This window comes from Enterobacter cloacae complex sp. 302F9, assembly GCF_050030335.1.
In the GTDB taxonomy this organism is placed as follows: Bacteria; Pseudomonadota; Gammaproteobacteria; order Enterobacterales; family Enterobacteriaceae; genus Enterobacter; species Enterobacter hormaechei_C.
Genome location: NZ_JBLGUC010000001.1, coordinates 3,919,574 through 3,935,220 on the forward strand (window position 1 = coordinate 3,919,574; position 15,647 = coordinate 3,935,220).

Annotated in this window: 14 protein-coding genes; 2 read left to right on the forward strand and 12 right to left on the reverse strand. The window is 60.1% G+C overall.

Features of this window, described 5'->3' with window-relative positions:
• Positions 1-2: 2 nt before the first annotated feature.
• Complete coding sequence (cmtB, locus tag ACQG0T_RS18990; RefSeq protein WP_023295399.1) at positions 3-446, reverse strand: PTS mannitol transporter subunit IIA; 444 nt, start codon at positions 444-446, stop codon at positions 3-5.
• Between the two features lie 312 nt (positions 447-758).
• Positions 759-2,750, reverse strand: coding sequence for a transketolase (tkt, locus tag ACQG0T_RS18995; protein ID WP_023295400.1), 1,992 nt, complete (start codon positions 2,748-2,750; stop codon positions 759-761).
• Between the two features lie 272 nt (positions 2,751-3,022).
• On the opposite strand from tkt, the gene ACQG0T_RS19000 reads away from it, so the two are divergent.
• Positions 3,023-3,781, forward strand: coding sequence for a M48 family metallopeptidase (locus ACQG0T_RS19000; RefSeq protein WP_017382909.1), 759 nt, complete (start codon positions 3,023-3,025; stop codon positions 3,779-3,781).
• A gap of 210 nt (positions 3,782-3,991) precedes the next feature.
• Positions 3,992-5,260, forward strand: a complete 1,269-nt coding sequence (locus tag ACQG0T_RS19005) for an OprD family outer membrane porin (RefSeq protein ID WP_058689569.1) — start codon at positions 3,992-3,994, stop codon at positions 5,258-5,260.
• A gap of 102 nt (positions 5,261-5,362) precedes the next feature.
• Here the strand turns inward: ACQG0T_RS19005 and ACQG0T_RS19010 are convergent, their stop codons facing one another.
• From ACQG0T_RS19010 to ACQG0T_RS19055, 10 genes are all read right to left on the reverse strand, one after another.
• Positions 5,363-7,003: a thiamine pyrophosphate-binding protein gene (locus ACQG0T_RS19010; protein WP_271040453.1), complete on the reverse strand. Its 1,641-nt coding sequence runs from the start codon at positions 7,001-7,003 to the stop codon at positions 5,363-5,365.
• A gap of 13 nt (positions 7,004-7,016) precedes the next feature.
• Entirely contained in the window at positions 7,017-8,486 is a 1,470-nt protein-coding gene (locus ACQG0T_RS19015; protein ID WP_252051604.1) for an aldehyde dehydrogenase, read from the reverse strand.
• 9 nt (positions 8,487-8,495) lie between these two features.
• On the reverse strand, positions 8,496-9,266 hold the full coding sequence (locus ACQG0T_RS19020; RefSeq protein ID WP_017692699.1) for an aspartate dehydrogenase: 771 nt from the start codon (positions 9,264-9,266) through the stop codon (positions 8,496-8,498).
• Positions 9,267-9,275: 9 nt separating this feature from the next.
• Positions 9,276-10,070, reverse strand: coding sequence for an SDR family oxidoreductase (locus tag ACQG0T_RS19025; protein WP_015571822.1), 795 nt, complete (start codon positions 10,068-10,070; stop codon positions 9,276-9,278).
• Complete coding sequence (locus ACQG0T_RS19030) at positions 10,054-10,824, reverse strand: alpha/beta fold hydrolase (RefSeq protein WP_193127266.1); 771 nt, start codon at positions 10,822-10,824, stop codon at positions 10,054-10,056. Before ACQG0T_RS19030 ends, ACQG0T_RS19025 begins: the two co-directional genes overlap by 17 nt.
• Positions 10,825-10,834: 10 nt before the next feature.
• Positions 10,835-11,365: a cupin domain-containing protein gene (locus ACQG0T_RS19035; RefSeq protein WP_017382915.1), complete on the reverse strand. Its 531-nt coding sequence runs from the start codon at positions 11,363-11,365 to the stop codon at positions 10,835-10,837.
• Between the two features lie 10 nt (positions 11,366-11,375).
• Complete coding sequence (locus tag ACQG0T_RS19040; RefSeq protein WP_023314815.1) at positions 11,376-12,632, reverse strand: MFS transporter; 1,257 nt, start codon at positions 12,630-12,632, stop codon at positions 11,376-11,378.
• Between the two features lie 25 nt (positions 12,633-12,657).
• Positions 12,658-13,845: an NAD(P)/FAD-dependent oxidoreductase gene (locus ACQG0T_RS19045; RefSeq protein WP_271040454.1), complete on the reverse strand. Its 1,188-nt coding sequence runs from the start codon at positions 13,843-13,845 to the stop codon at positions 12,658-12,660.
• Positions 13,842-14,768, reverse strand: coding sequence for a VOC family protein (locus tag ACQG0T_RS19050; RefSeq protein WP_015571827.1), 927 nt, complete (start codon positions 14,766-14,768; stop codon positions 13,842-13,844). The genes ACQG0T_RS19045 and ACQG0T_RS19050 overlap by 4 nt, the downstream gene beginning before the upstream one ends.
• Positions 14,769-14,846: 78 nt before the next feature.
• Entirely contained in the window at positions 14,847-15,635 is a 789-nt protein-coding gene (locus tag ACQG0T_RS19055; RefSeq protein ID WP_032103879.1) for an IclR family transcriptional regulator, read from the reverse strand.
• Positions 15,636-15,647 lie beyond the last annotated feature (12 nt).

Consider the following 15,647-nt stretch of genomic DNA (forward strand, 5'->3'; position numbering starts at 1 on the left):
AATTATGCGCGAGCGATAATATCCGCCAACTGCTTTTCTGACTTAGCGGTTAACAACGCCGACAGTTTATCTTCTTCACATAATAATTCGCTTAATGCCTGGATAGCGCCGATATGTGAATCCGCATCCGCCGCCGATAAACCAATGAGTAATTTCACGGGCTCATCGTCGTCGGCAAACTGCACTTCCTGTTTAAGAAGTGTTAATGACATACCTGTTTTTAAGGCACCGCACTCCGGACGGGCATGAGGCATCGCTACACCCGGAGCGAGAATGTAATAAGGACCATTAGTGAGCGTCGAGGTTTTAATTGCTTCAATATAACCAGCGTTAATATAATGATTTTGCAGCAAAGACGACATGGACAAATCAATGGCTTCCTGCCAGTCCTTTGCTGCGGATTTTATTGATATTGAGGATTCAGGGAAATAATCAATTAACCGCATATATCATCCTTATTTTATTTTTAGGGTACAACGTATCGCTAAAAACAAAATACGCCTGCGGTAAAATGAAATCAAACGGGGAGAAAATGGCGAGCGTGTCAGAACGCATTTTAATAAAACGAATGAAAACATATCGTTAAAAACAAGAAATAAAAAAGCAAGTCTATATATGTGATATTCATTGCAAATTACACATATTATGACTTTACGTATTTGTGATGGGAATCACCAAATATATGTTGTTAACACAAAAAAATACCATCGAAATAAAAACGGGCCGCCTTAGCGACCCGTTTTGCCTCACTGGGAGAGTTACAGCAGTTCTTTCGCCTTAGCGACAACGTTCTCAACGGTGAAGCCGAACTCTTCAAACAGCTGTTCAGCCGGCGCAGACTCACCGAACGTGGTCATACCGACGATAGCACCGTTCAGGCCCACGTATTTGAACCAGTAGTCAGCGATACCCGCCTCCACCGCCACGCGAGCGGAGACCGCTTTAGGCAGTACGGATTCGCGGTACGCGGCATCCTGCTTGTCGAACGTATCGGTAGATGGCATAGAAACCACACGCGCTTTCACGCCTTCAGCAGTCAGTTTTTCCCATGCGGCAACGGCCAGTTCAACTTCAGAACCGGTAGCGATGAAGATCAGCTCAGGCTGGCCTGCGCAATCTTTCAGCACGTAACCACCGCGCGCGATGTTTGCCAGCTGCTCTGGGGTACGCTCCTGCTGCGCCAGGTTCTGACGGGAGAGGATCAGTGCGGTCGGGCCATCATGACGCTCAACGCCGTATTTCCACGCCACCGCAGATTCAACCTGGTCACATGGACGCCATGTGCTCATGTTCGGGGTCACGCGCAGGGAAGCCACCTGCTCTACTGGCTGGTGGGTAGGACCGTCTTCGCCCAGACCGATGGAGTCGTGGGTGTAGACCATCACCTGACGCTGTTTCATCAGCGCAGCCATACGCACGGCGTTACGTGCATATTCCACAAACATCAGGAAGGTAGAGGTGTACGGCAGGAAGCCACCGTGCAGAGCGATACCGTTGGCAATCGCGGTCATCCCGAATTCACGTACACCGTAATGGATGTAGTTACCGGCAGTGTCTTCGTTGATTGGCTTAGATCCGGACCACAGGGTCAGGTTTGATGGCGCCAGGTCAGCGGAGCCGCCGAGGAATTCTGGAAGCAGAGGGCCAAACGCTTCGATCGCATTCTGAGATGCTTTACGGCTGGCGATCTTGGCTGGGTTCGCCTGCAACTTCGCGATGAACTCGTTCGCTTTCGCGTCGAAGTCAGACGGCATGTCGCCTTTCATACGACGGGTGAATTCAGCCGCTTCCTGAGGGAAGGCTTTCGCGTATGCCGCGAACTTCTCGTTCCAGGCCGCTTCTTTCGCCTGGCCCACTTCTTTTGCATCCCACTGAGCGTAGATCTCAGATGGGATTTCGAATGCAGGGTGTTTCCAGCCCAGAGCTTCACGGGTCAGTGCGATTTCCGCGTCGCCCAGCGGCGCGCCGTGGGAGTCGTGCGTACCCGCTTTGTTCGGCGAACCGAAGCCGATGATGGTTTTGCACATCAGCAGAGACGGTTTGTCCGTCACAGCGCGCGCTTCTTCTACTGCACGTTTAATCGAGTCAGCATCGTGGCCATCAACGCCGCGCACAACGTGCCAGCCGTAGGCTTCGAAACGTGCGGCGGTGTCGTCAGTGAACCAGCCTTCAACATGACCGTCGATGGAGATGCCGTTGTCGTCGTAGAACGCAACCAGTTTACCCAGCTTCAGGGTGCCTGCCAGGGAGCACACTTCGTGAGAAATGCCCTCCATCATGCAGCCGTCGCCCAGGAAGGCGTAGGTGAAGTGGTCAACGATGTCGTGGCCAGGACGGTTAAACTGCGCCGCCAGGGTCTTCTCTGCAATCGCCATCCCTACGGCGTTAGCGATGCCCTGACCCAGCGGACCGGTAGTGGTTTCAACGCCAGCGGTGTAGCCCACTTCCGGGTGACCTGGAGTTTTGGAGTGCAGCTGACGGAAGTTTTTCAGCTCTTCGATTGGCAGATCGTAGCCAGTGAGGTGCAGCAGGCTGTAGATCAGCATAGAGCCGTGGCCGTTAGACAGCACGAAACGGTCGCGGTCTGCCCATGCCGGGTTCTGCGGGTTGTGGTTAAGGAAATCACGCCACAGGACTTCGGCGATGTCAGCCATGCCCATAGGGGCGCCCGGGTGGCCGGATTTGGCTTTCTGTACTGCGTCCATGCTCAGCGCACGAATAGCATTAGCAAGCTCTTTACGTGAGGACATTTTAACTCCAGATCGGACTGTTAAAGGCCATGCCCTTGACGACAGCGCGTTTTGGGCTACGCCGGAAAAAAGTGCCAACAATGTAACCCAAGCCGCAGGGCATGTACATGGACCATTCTTTTGCAGCTTAAGAAATCTCTGGATCATGCTCGCATGTTGCGCAATCTGCTCGCCCGCCTCTGTCGATATTCCTTATACTTAGCCCGACACCGGCTTCGTTGACGGTGCATTTTTCGGAATTAATTCAGATTAACGAGTACGGAAGCAACATCATGAAAATGCGTGCAATCGGGCTGGCTGTGGGAACAACGCTCCTGCTAAGCGGCTGTCAGAATATGGATTCTAACGGCCTGATGACCTCAGGCGCAGAAGCTTTTCAGGCCTACTCATTGAGCGATGCGCAGGTGAAAGCGCTGAGCGACGAGGCCTGTAAGGATATGGATGGAAAAGCTACGCTTGCCCCGGCAAACAGCACCTACACGCAGCGTCTGAACAAGATTGCTTCCGCGCTGGGCGACAACATTAACGGTCAGCCGGTGAACTACAAGGTGTATATGGCGAAAGACGTCAACGCCTTTGCGATGGCGAACGGCTGTATCCGCGTTTACAGCGGCCTGATGGACATGATGACCGACAACGAAGTGGAAGCGGTGATCGGCCATGAAATGGGTCACGTTGCACTGGGTCACGTGAAGAAAGGGATGCAGGTTGCGCTGGGCACCAATGCCGTGCGCGCAGCGGCGGCCTCTGCGGGCGGCATCGTCGGCAGCCTGTCCCAGTCGCAGCTGGGCGACGTGGGCGAAAAACTGGTGAACTCGCAGTTCTCCCAGCGTCAGGAGTCGGAAGCGGATGACTACTCTTACGATCTGTTGCGCAAACGCGGCATCAATCCATCGGGTTTAGCTACCAGCTTCGAAAAACTGGCGAAACTGGAGGAGGGCCGTCAAAGCTCCATGTTTGACGATCACCCGGCTTCGGAAGAGCGTGCGCAGCATATTCGCGACCGTATGGCGGCAGACGGAATTAAATAATTTCAGAAGGAGGCAGTTTTGCCTCCTTTTTATTTCGCATGAATTGTTAACTTAAAAGCACGTATCGATAACACCCCTGAAAGCCCCGCCAAATCTACCCTGCCACTCTGAAATGTCTGGTCACATAATTATTGCAAAGGTTACTTTTTCCGGTAATTATCTCTTCCGCAGTTATTCAAATTAATATATCCAGACAGAGACGTTCCCTCCGTGAAAAAAGAATTATCATTAATTGCTTTAAGTTTATTTGCCGCATTACCTGCCGCCGCAAGCCAGCAATCCGACAGCAAGGGTTTTATTGACGACAGCCATCTGGATCTGTTTTTACGCAATGCGTATATCAGCCGCGACTACCATCAGGGCCAGCAGGACAAAGCCGAATGGGGTCAGGGGATCATCGCCACGTTTGCATCCGGCTATACCGAAGGGCTGGTGGGCTTCGGCGTGGACGGTATCGCGCAGTATGGCGTGCGTCTGGACGGTGGCCGCGGCAAGAGCGGCGCGGGCGGCATCGACTTCTTTAAGCAGGAAGACGACGGCCGGGCAAAATCCGATCTGGCAAAGTTTGGCGCAACCGCCAAAATGCGCATCTCCAATACCGTACTGAGCTACGGGAATCAGCGCCCTGAGCTGCCCATCGTGAATGCCGACAGCTCCCGCCTGCTGTTTGAAAGCTACACCGGCACCATGCTAACCTCGAAAGAGATCGACGGTCTGGAAGTCAACGCCGGTTACTTCACCGACGAGCAGCGTAAAAGCGATGACCGCCACGACAGCGGACTGAAGAGCCTCTCCTTCGGCGGTGCGAGCTATCAGTTTAACGACCAGTTCAGCGGCGCGCTGTACGCCTCTCATAACGAAGAGGTGATGAACAAGCAGTACCTGGGCATGAACTTCAAACAGCCGTTCAGTACCGGGCAGCAGCTGGTGCTCGACTTCAACGGCTATAACTCCCGTCTCGACCAGCATTACGCGGACAGCCTCGACACGGGCCGCAGCAACACCATCTGGAGCCTGGCGGCGAGCTATATCTGGGACATTCACACGTTCAAAGTGGCGTACCAGCAGAGCAGCGGCAGTACCGGCTACAACTACGGCGGCTATCGCGACAAAGGCGGCGTGGGTGACGGCGGTAACACCATCTGGCTGGCGAACTCCTACTGGTCTGATTTCAACGGCGAAGATGAACGTTCCTGGCAGGCATCCTACGGTCTGGACTTTGGCGGCCTTGGTTTACCGGGCCTGAGCTGGACCACCGCCTACGTGCGCGGCGATAACATCAAAACCTCTGAAACCAGCAATGGCAAAGAGCACGAGTGGTTTAACCAGATCCAGTACCAGGTGCAGGATGGCCCGGCGAAAGATCTGAAGCTGAAGCTGCGCTACTCCGTACTGCGCGTCTCCAGCAACGCCAGCGAGTACAACGTGGGCGGGGACGAGATCCGCGCTTACGTGGAATACCCGTTTAACGTGTTCTGATTTACCCCCTCACCCTAACCCTCTCCCAAAGGGAGAGGGAACGCTGTCACCCTCTCCCTTTGGGAGAGGGCTGGGGTGAGGGCTTCAGACCGCACTGCACTTCTAGTAAAGCGTCTTCTGCGGCGGCCCCGCAAACTTAAGGGCGCCAATCTGCCCCATCCGCACTTCCACAACCGACGGCCCCGGCATCGCCAGCGCCTCCGTCATCACCGCATCAAAATCCTCTGCCCGCTCAACGCTCCACGCCTGAAGGCCAATCGCCTGCGCCAGCAGGGTAAAGTCCGGCGTATGCAGCGCGTTATAATACTGACGCCCGCCGAAATACTTATCCTGAATACCGCGCATCACCCCGTAGCCGCCGTCGTTCATGACCAGCAGCGTCACGTTGGCTTTCTCCTGCGCCAGCGTCGCCAGCTCGCCTAAATTGAGGCTCAGGCCGCCGTCGCCCACCAGCCCCACCACCTTGCGCTGCGGGTTGGCAATCGCGGTGCCGATCGCCATCGGCAGCCCCATACCAATCGCCCCGGCGAGGGAGTGAATGTTCATCATCGGACCGTTAGCCCTGAACAGGCGGCTACCCCACAGGCTGCCGGACACGGTGATATCGCGCACCAGCAGGCCATCTTTCGGCAGCGCTTTCTCGATGGCATCGTTGAGCTTCGCGTAGGCGCCGCACTGCTCGCGCAGCCCCTGTTCGGCTTGCTCAACCGCCTGCTGCACCTGCGTATCCCACTGTGCGTTGCCCCACTCGCGGCCCTGAATTTTGTCTGCAAGCGCGCCAAGCACCGCTGAACAATCGGCTATCAACGTGCTATCCATCAGGTAGTTACGGCTTGCTGCCGCCGGGTCGATATCGATCTGCACCCGCGGGGAAGGCAGCTCAAGCGTCCAGGAACGGGTTTCGTTGCTGCGCAGGCGAGAACCGGCCACCAGCGTAAAATCGCACTGCGCGATCAGCGCCTCCACCGACGGCGAGTTGTGAAACGCCCGCAGGCTGGCGCGGTGGCTGTCCGGCAGCACGCCGCGCGCATGGGTGCTGGAAATCACGGTGATGCCCGCATCCGCCAGCGTTTTCACCGCCTCAGCGCTGCCCAGCGCCCCGCCCCCCAGCCACAGCAGCGGCTGTTTCGCCTGTTTGAGCTGCGCCCACAGCGCGTCAACCATTCCGGTATCCACGGCTGGAACCGATGCCGGTTTAACCGGTTTAGTCACCAGCGACAGCGGAATTTTGGCGCCCTGAATATCAATCGGGATTTCCACCGAGACCGGTCCGCACGGCGGGGTCTGCGCGTCCTGGATAGCTTTATGCAGAATCGCTATCGCCTGATTCGCATTGCTGATGCGGTACGCCCGTTTTGAGCTGGCCTTCAGGAAGGTCAGCTGGTCACGGGTTTCATGGATAAACCCGGTGTCGGCGTCCAGCCAGGCTTTCTCAACCTGCCCGGTTAAATGCAGCAGCGGCGTGCAGGCATTCATGGCTTCCACCAGCGCGCCTACCGCATTACCCGCCCCCGCGCCGGTGCTGGTCAGCGCCACGCCGAGGTCGGAAAAGCGCCCGTGGGCATCGGCCATGGTGACGGAACCGGCTTCACCGCGCGCGGGCACAAAGCGGATATTGCCCCGCTGCCCAACCGCATCCGCGATCGGCAGGTTGTGAATAGAGATGACGCCGTAGATGGCCTCAACCTGATACTGCTCCAGCGTTCTGGCGATGGCGTCGCCGACGGTTATCATTTCGCTCATTGCTCACCCTTTCTCAGTCGCACCAGTGGTTGACGCTGTTACCCGTCGCCAGATAAATGCTCTTTTGTTGCATCCAGGCTTTCAGCCCCTGAATACCCTTCTCGCGGCCCAGACCGCTCTCTTTAAAGCCCCCGAACGGGGTCGAAATCGCAAAGACTTTGTAGGTGTTGATCCACACCGTGCCTGCCTCCAGCTGCTCGCTGAGACGCAGGGCGCGCCCGGTATCGCGCGTCCAGATCCCCGCCGCCAGGCCGTAAACCGAGTCGTTCGCCTCGCGGATAAGCGTGGCTTCATCGGCAAACGACATCGCCACCAGCACCGGGCCGAAGATCTCCTCCTGACAGGCGCGGGCGCTGTTGCTCAGCCCTTCGATAATCGTGGGCTGGAAAAAGCTGCCGTTTGCCAGAGCGGGATCGGCGGGGATCTCGCCGCCGCACAGCACGCGGCCCCCTTCACGCTTCGCCAGTTCGACGTACTCGATCACGCTCTGGCGATGTTTTTCGCCGATCAGCGGTCCGACATGCACGCCGTCGGTAAACGGGTGTCCGACGCGCAGCCCGCGAGTTAATTCCAGCAGCCTCGCCATCAGCGGGGCGTAAATGCTCTCGTGGATAAACAGCCGCGATCCGGCGATACACGCCTGCCCCGCCGAGCTGAAAATGCCATAGCAGATCCCGCGCGCGGCCTGTTCGATATCAGCATCCTCCAGCACGATGGTCGGCGATTTGCCGCCCAGCTCCAGCGAGGCCGGGATCAGTTTTTCCGCCGCCACGTGCGCCAGATGGCGGCCCGTGGTGGTTCCACCGGTAAAGGAGATTTTGCGCACGCGAGGATGGCGCGCCAGCGCATCGCCAATCACCGAGCCTTTGCCCGGCAGCACGCTCAGCAGCCCGGCGGGCAGCCCGGCCTGTTCAAAAATCCGCGCCAGCTCCAGCGCCATCAGCGGCGTGGCTTCGGCCGGCTTGAGGATCACCGCGTTTCCGGCGGCAATCGCCGGTGCGACCTTCTGCATTTCGCTGGCAATCGGCGAGTTCCACGGCGTGATGGCCGCCACCACGCCAAGGGGCTCGTAGCGGCTCAGCGTCAGCAGATCCGGCTGGCGCGGCGTGGGCAGTTCCCCTTCCAGCAGCTCGCAGGCGGCGGCAAAGTAGCGCGCCGTTCCAGCCGCGCTCATCACCAGCCCGCGCGCTTCCGCCAGCGGCTTGCCGTTATCACGGCTCTGCATCTGCGCCAGCGCGTCGATGCGGGATTCAATGAGATCGGCAACCTTATGCAGGATCTTCGCGCGCATATGCGGCAGGCTGTTACGCCATGCGGGATCGCGCCAGGCGCGCTCTCCGGCGTCTACCGCCTCCTCCAGGTCATCCAGACTGGCGGCGTTCAGCGTCGCGTTGATCGACCCGTCTGCCGGGAAGTGGCTCTGCATCGGGTTGCCGCCGCCGTGTCGCCACTGGCCGCCGATAAAAATCTTCAGATCGTCCATCGTCTCTCCTCAGCTCAGGGCCAGCTCGCGGCAGGCGCGCACCGCGCTCAGTGCCGCCAGGGTGGAGGTTTTAGGATTAGAAGCCAGCGGCAGTCCGCTCAGCTCCAGATGAAACTCGCCGAACAATCCTTCCACATGGAGCGTGTGGGTGTTACGTTTCGTTGCCGGGTCAACCATCAGCTGCACGCGGGTGTCGTCCATCCCGACGCCGCCGAGCGCCACGGTCGCCGCCACGTTGGCGTTCGCCGGGAACAGCCGCGCCGCCTCGCGGGCGCTGCCTTCAAAAAAGACCTTTGCCTCTGACACCGCATTCAGATCGATAAGCTGCTCGGCATAGCTGCCGCGCCAGCTGGCCGGGCTTTTGCGCGACTGATAGGTAACGCGCTCAAGGCCGCCCTCTTTCGCCGCCGCCAGCCCGTCGATACCGGCCACCGCACCGGAAAGCAGGGTCATTTTTCCGCCCGCAGCAAGCAGACGCTGCTCCAGCGCGCTGTCCGCCAGCGCGCCGGTGGAAATGACGGCCAGATGCCAGCCGCGACGCAGGATCTCTTCCCCGTACTGGGCCACCGCCTGCTGGCTGGCGCATTCCAGCACCAGATCCGGCGTTTGTGCGCACGCCATCGGCGACGTCAGCGCCTCAACCGCATCGCCAAACTGGTCGTGAATGGCGGCATGGTGAGACGCGCGCGCCACGATCCAGCCGATAGCCACGCCGGCGGGCAGGCGCTCAATCACCGCCTGCGCCATGGCGCCAAAACCAATCAACATTACCTTTTTCATGATGTGTCCTTACAAATGGCGGCAGAAGCCGCCGGAAACGTCCAGCGCCGCGCCGGTGGTAAACGAGGCCAGCGGCGAAGCGAGGAACAGCAGCGCCTGCGCGGGCTCCTGCGGCTTGCCGAGGCGCGCCATCGGAATGCCGCGCTTGCGCGCGATATCCGCCGTCCACTCCGGCCAGCTCTGGCTTTTGTCCGCCCGGTTTTCAAAGCGGCGCTGCCACTGGCCGGATTCCACCATGCCGAGCAGAATGGAATTGACGCGAATACCTTTGCCCACCAGCTCTTTCGACAGCGTCAGCGTCATGTTCAGCAGCGCGGCACGAGCGGCAGAGGTGGCGATCATGTGCTCCTCCGGCTGTAGCGCCAGCAGGGAGTTCACGCAGGTAACAGAGGCAATGTCGGACTGCTCCAGCAGAGGCTGAAACGCCTGCACCGGGTTAATCACCCCGAACAGTTTGAGTTCGGCTTCGTGCAGCCACGCCTCGCGCGGGGTGTCATGGAAGTGCGCCACGTAGCCCTGCCCGGCGTTGTTGATCAGCATATCCGCCGCGCCAAAGCGCGCCTGCACCGCATCCGCAAAGGCCTGAACTTCGTCGGCGTTCAGCACGTCGCAGCGGTAAGCGAAAATCTCCCCGTGGGGAAATTCGTTTTGCAGCGTCGCATGGGCGCTGGCGAGCCGGTCCGGGTCACGGCCGCAGAAGGCGACTTTCGCCCCTTCACCCAGCAGCAGGCGCAGCGTTTCAAAGCCAATGCCGGAAGAACCGCCGGTAACGACCGCTACGCGCCCGTCAATTTGTGCATTCATCGCGCACCTCTTCGTTAATGCGTAAAAGCTGTTGGTTGAAAAACGCGTCGTTATCGAGATAGCTGGCGTGCCCGGCCTGCGGAATGGCGATAAACGGCATGCCGTAGCGCAGCGCCAGACCCTGAATCAGTTCCGGCTGGGTGATGGCATCCTGCTCGCCGCACCAGACTTCAAACGTGCCGGAGTAGCGTTTAAGCCAGCCGTGAATGTCGTCATGTGCCAGCATCCACGCGGCAGCGAGGTAGCCTTCCGGGCGCAGCGCCCGCATGCCCGCCGCGACGGTGGCGATATCTTCCGCGCGCGCGCCGGAGCGCAGCAGCTTCGCGGCGCGGGTCTGGGCGAGGATGTCGCCCCCCAGCGCCATCTGCTGCTCGCGGTTGCGCCAGACCTGCTCCCGCTGCTCCGGCGCGGCATTGCCGTACCCCTGCGCGGCGTCGGCCAGCACCAGATGAATGACGCGATCCGGGAACTTTGCCGCAAAGGCGCTGGCCACCAGCGCCCCCAGGGAATGGCCGACCAGCACTGCCTGCCAGACACCAACGCGATCCAGCATGGCCGCCAGCGCGTCGGCGTAATCCCCCGCGTTTGCCCGCGCTACGGCCAGCATCGGGCTTTCGCCGTAACCGGGCATGTCCCACGCCAGCACGCGAAAACCGTTCTGCGCCATCTGCTTGTGCCAGGAAGCGGCGCCGGAGCTGATCCCGTGCAGCAGCATCAGCGGAATGCCGCTTCCCTGTTCACGAAAACCCGTCATCATGCCCCCCTTAGTTCCGCTTCACTTTGGAAAGCGGATGGTCGGACGGATAGGTTGGGATTTCCGGCTTGTTGGTCCCCAGCATGACGCACATCAGCGCTTCTTCTTCGCCGTGGTTAAACAGGCCGCGATAGATGCCCGGCGGAACGGAGATCAGGTCACGTTCACGCAGCACGGTTTCGGTGTAGTTGTCGCCGTCCTGGATCATCAGCGTGATCTGCCCCTTGAGCATGAAGAACACCTCTTCCACGTCGTCGTGCAGGTGCAGCGGCCCTTCGCACTTCGACGGCAGCACCATGGTGGAGAAGGTAAAATGGTCCGCCTGCACGGTGTTGGTGTCGTTCGCCACGCCGGTTGCGCCGGTGCCGATGTAGCGCATCTGCGCCCGGCGGTATTTCGGGTCAAAATCGGCCTGGAACTTCAGCGCGTTCCAGTCGTATTTACGGCCTTCGAAGCGCGCGATACGCGACTCCACCCACTCTTCCATCGTCAGATGGTCAGGTTTGATGCCCGTTTTGTTGGTTACGGTTGAATCAGTCATGACACTCTCCTCAGTAACGTCTCAGCAGCGGCAGTAACAGGACGCAGCCCACCGCCGCCATTACCGCCAGAAAAATCAGCCCGGAATCCATGCTGTGGGTGAAGGCGATAAGCGCGCCCATCACCGCCGGCGACAGCGCGCCCGCAAAGTTTCCCAGCCCGTTGAAGATGCCGCCCGCCGTGGCGCTCACCCGGGGATGGGTGGCCTTCGCCAGCAGGGCGAAAATGTTGGGTGCGCCGGTGCCCCACATGAAGGTGCTGAAGCTCATCGCCGCAATGATGGCGAGCGGGGTATCGAGGTGCATCACCGCCGCCAGCCCCACTGCCGCCCCCGCCATCGAGATAAAGCAGGCCGCCGCGCGCTTATCGACCCTGTCCGAGAGCCACGCGCCAATCACTTCCCCCGCCAGCATGGCGATGAACGGCATCGACGACAGCCAGCCTGCATGCTCCAGATGAATGCCTTTGCCTTTGATCAGGTAGCCCGGCAGCCAGCCGTTGATGCCCCACAGGTAGGTCAGGAAAGCGATGTTAAAGATGCAGATGATCCAGAAGTGCGGGCTGACAAACAGCTCGCGCCGCGCCGCGCGCCGCTCGTCCCGGGACGCCTGCGAGGTGCCGGGTTTTGCCTCCAGGCGGATCCCGCGCAGACCAATGCGCACAAAGATAAGCACCGGCACGGTAAGCATGGCCATCACAAAGAAAGTGCTCTGCCAGCCGAAGGTGTTCAGCAGCCAGAGGGAAAGCGGGAAACCAATCGCCGCGCCAACCGGGGTGCCCAGCAGCCACAGCATGGTGGCGCGCGCCTGCAAATGCTGCGGGAAGTTGTGACGCACGATGGCGAAAGCCAGCGGGAACAGCGGTCCTTCCGCCACGCCCAGCAGAATACGCAGGACGATCATCAGCGTGTAGTTATGGGTAAAGCCCATCGCCACCATCAGCACGCACCACACCGCCATCATCCCGGTGAGCAGGCGCAGCGGCGCGATTTTGTCGCCTAAACCGCTTAAAAACACCGATGAGAAGCCATAACTCAGCAGGAAAGCGCTCATCAAAATGCCGAGACGCGTGGTGTCGAAATCAATGCCCATCGCCTGCTGAAAATGGGTATCCGAAAAGAGCGCCGCGATGCTGATTTTGTCGAAAAACGCCAGCAGCACGCAGGCCAGCAGCGACAGCGGGATGGCCCAGCGCACCGCTTTTTCGGGCGTGCGGGTCCCCTCACCGCTCGCCTCAACCGGCGCGGTGTTAGTCTCTAGTGTGGTCATCTCTCCCCCTACGGGTGCGGGTTAGCTATCGCAGTGACATCAGTGAAAAGGTCGGGTCGGCGAGCGGCACGTCGGACAGATCCCGCCCCGCCGCCATCCAGCGCTTCGCCAGCTTGACGGTACGCGCATCGTCGAACGCCACCAGCTGCGTCAGCCTCCCGTTGTCGTCCAGCGAGAAGTACAGCGCCTCTTCACGCACGACCGTTCTGCTGCCTGGCTGCGGAATACCGAGGATCTGAATATTGTGCTGATATTGATCCGACCACAGCCACGGCGCGTCGTCGTAACCTGGCGCATCGGGGTTGAGCATCGCTTTCGCCGTCGCCGCAGCCTGATTCTGGGCGAAGGCCCAGGACTGGATGCACAGCCCGTAGTGATGGTGCTGGGCGACATCTCCTGCGGCAAAGATGAACGGATCCGACGTGCGTCCCTGGGCATCAACCACGATCCCGCGCCCGGTTTTCAGCCCCGCATCGCGCGCCAGCTCCAGATTGAGATCGACGCCGATCCCGACCACGACTGCATCAAAGGTTTCACGCTGGCCGTCGCAGTGGATGACCGGCAGGCCGCCGTCGTCCTCCAGCTCCAGCGTACCGCAGCCGGTACGGATATCCACGCCCCGCTCGCGGTGAAGGGCCTCTAAGCGCTGCGATACTTCGCCGCTCACCGAGCGCATGCAGAGCGCGGGCTGCTGCTCGAACAGGGTGACCGCCACGCCGCTTTTCCGCGCCGAGGCAGCAATCTCCAGTCCGATCCAGCCGCCGCCGACGATCGCCAGTTTTTTACTTTCCGCCAGACGACTTTTCAGGCGCTGCGCGTCCTGCCAGTGGCGCAGGGTATAGACCTGCGGATGGCTGGCCCACGCCTGCGAAGGCAGGCGCGCCCGACCGCCGGTAGCGATTAAAAGGATGTTGTAACTAAGATGCTCGCCGTTGCTAAGAACGACTTTTTTCTCATCGCGATCGACAGATTCAGCGCGCAGCGGCCGGTACCAGGCCAGGTTCAGCGCCTGCTGCACCTCGTCGCTAAACAGCCTTGGGAGCGCCGCGTCCGGCTCCAGCAAAGACGCTTTTGACAGCGGCGGGCGCTCGTAGAAATCCCACTCTTCTTCCGCTACCACGCAAATCTCGCCGTCGAAACCCTCATCGCGCAGGGTTTTCGCCGCCCAGCCGCCCGCCTGGCCGCCGCCGATAATGACAATGCGCGACGTCATACCGCCTCCGGCTTTTTCTGCTGGCGGCGTGTGTCATGGTCAATCCCGCCTTCCACCGCCCACTCGGTAAAGGAGACCAGGGAATGCTCCAGCTCACGCGGCTGCCAGTTTTCCGTCAGATAATCATCGTTGGTGTAATACTCAAACGCCCCGCCGGTCGGGCTGTTGACGTACCAGAAGTACGCCGACGACACCGGATGACGGCCCGGCCCGATAAAGGTGCTCCAGTCATGTTTATTCATCGCGATACCGCCGCCGATCACCTCGTGGATGTCGCGCACGGTGAAGGCCACGTGGTTGAGGCCGCGCTTGCGGTTCGGCAGTTGCAGCAGGAACAGGTTGTGATGGCCGCCGCGCACGCCGCAGCGCAGGAACACGGCGCGGTTGATATAGCGGTCCGAGACCTGGAAGCCGAGCACCTCGCGGTAGAATTTCTCCACTGCCGCCAGCTCTTCCACGAAGAACACCACATGCCCCACGTTGATCGGCTGGGCGCGATCGTAAACCGGGCTGGGGGTGTCGATACGGCGGGCATCGCCCCACTGGTTAATCGGCTCGACGTTCAGTTCCACGTCAGTTTGCTGGGTCACCTGCACGCGCAGCGTCATGCCGTTCGGGTCCAGGCACTCCAGCGCGTCGCCCACTTCACGAAAACCTGGCTGTTGCGCCAGCTTCGGGCGCAGCGCGTCCAGATCTGACTGGCTGGCAACCGCCCAGGTCATGCGGCGCAGGGTGTTACCCGCTTCAAACGCGGGCGGCAGGTCGGGGCTGTCGATCGGGTTAAGCTCCACGCGCGCGCCGCTCAGGGTGGTGAAACGCTGGCCGCTGGCATCGCCCGTCAGGCCAAAATCACGCATAAATTTGGCGCAGTGCGTCAGGTCTTCCACACCAAATTCCAGCTTTTCAATTCCGGTTACACTCATCGTTCGTTGCCTCATCTGGCCCAGATTGGGCGTAAAACATGCCCGACGCAGTCAAGCGCCTGACGTTAACTCACTGATTTAACTGGCCTGTGACAAATACCCTAAGAAGCCAGAAATTTTATCCGCCGCGAGGCGAACCTCGTTTTGCAGGCGCTCGCGGTCGCTCTGCGGGATCTCCTCCGACGGCACCAGAATGCTGACCACCGCCGCCACGCGGCCGCTTCGGTCATACACCGGGTAGACGATGGAGGAGATGCCGTGGCGGAAGAAGGATTCGCCGATGACATACCCGCAGGCTTTGTCCTGCTGCACCATCTGCCACAGGGCTTCACGGTCGTAAAGCTGCCCCGGCGTGTTGCCCGGCAGACGCTCATGCGGGAACAGCTGTTCGAAATCAGCGCGGGAAATATCGGTCAACAGCATGCGGCCGAGCGAGGTGCAGTGCACCGGCAGGCGGGTACCAATGCTGACCTGGTTGATGCGCGACCCGGCGGCGCTGACGCGGGCGATGTAGATAATGTCGCGCCCGTCGCGGATCGCCAGATGGCTGCTGCACTGGCTCACGTCGCGCAATTGCTCGATCACCGGCTGGCCGACCTGCGCCACGTCCAGCGAGGCGATGTACTCAAAGCCAAGACGCAGCACGTTCATGCCCAGCGAAAAGGTATTGGTGCGCGTGTTGCGCTCCAGAAATCCCATGTACTCCAGCGTCTGGACCACGCGATAGGCGGTAGCCTTCGGCATATCCACCAGCCGGTGCAGTTCGGCAAAGGTCAGATCGCGATGCTGCTCGCCAAAGGCCAACAGCAGCTGTAAACCGCGCTCCAGCCCCGGCACCAGATACTTCACTTCCTGATCGTTTGCCATCATCGCCCTACC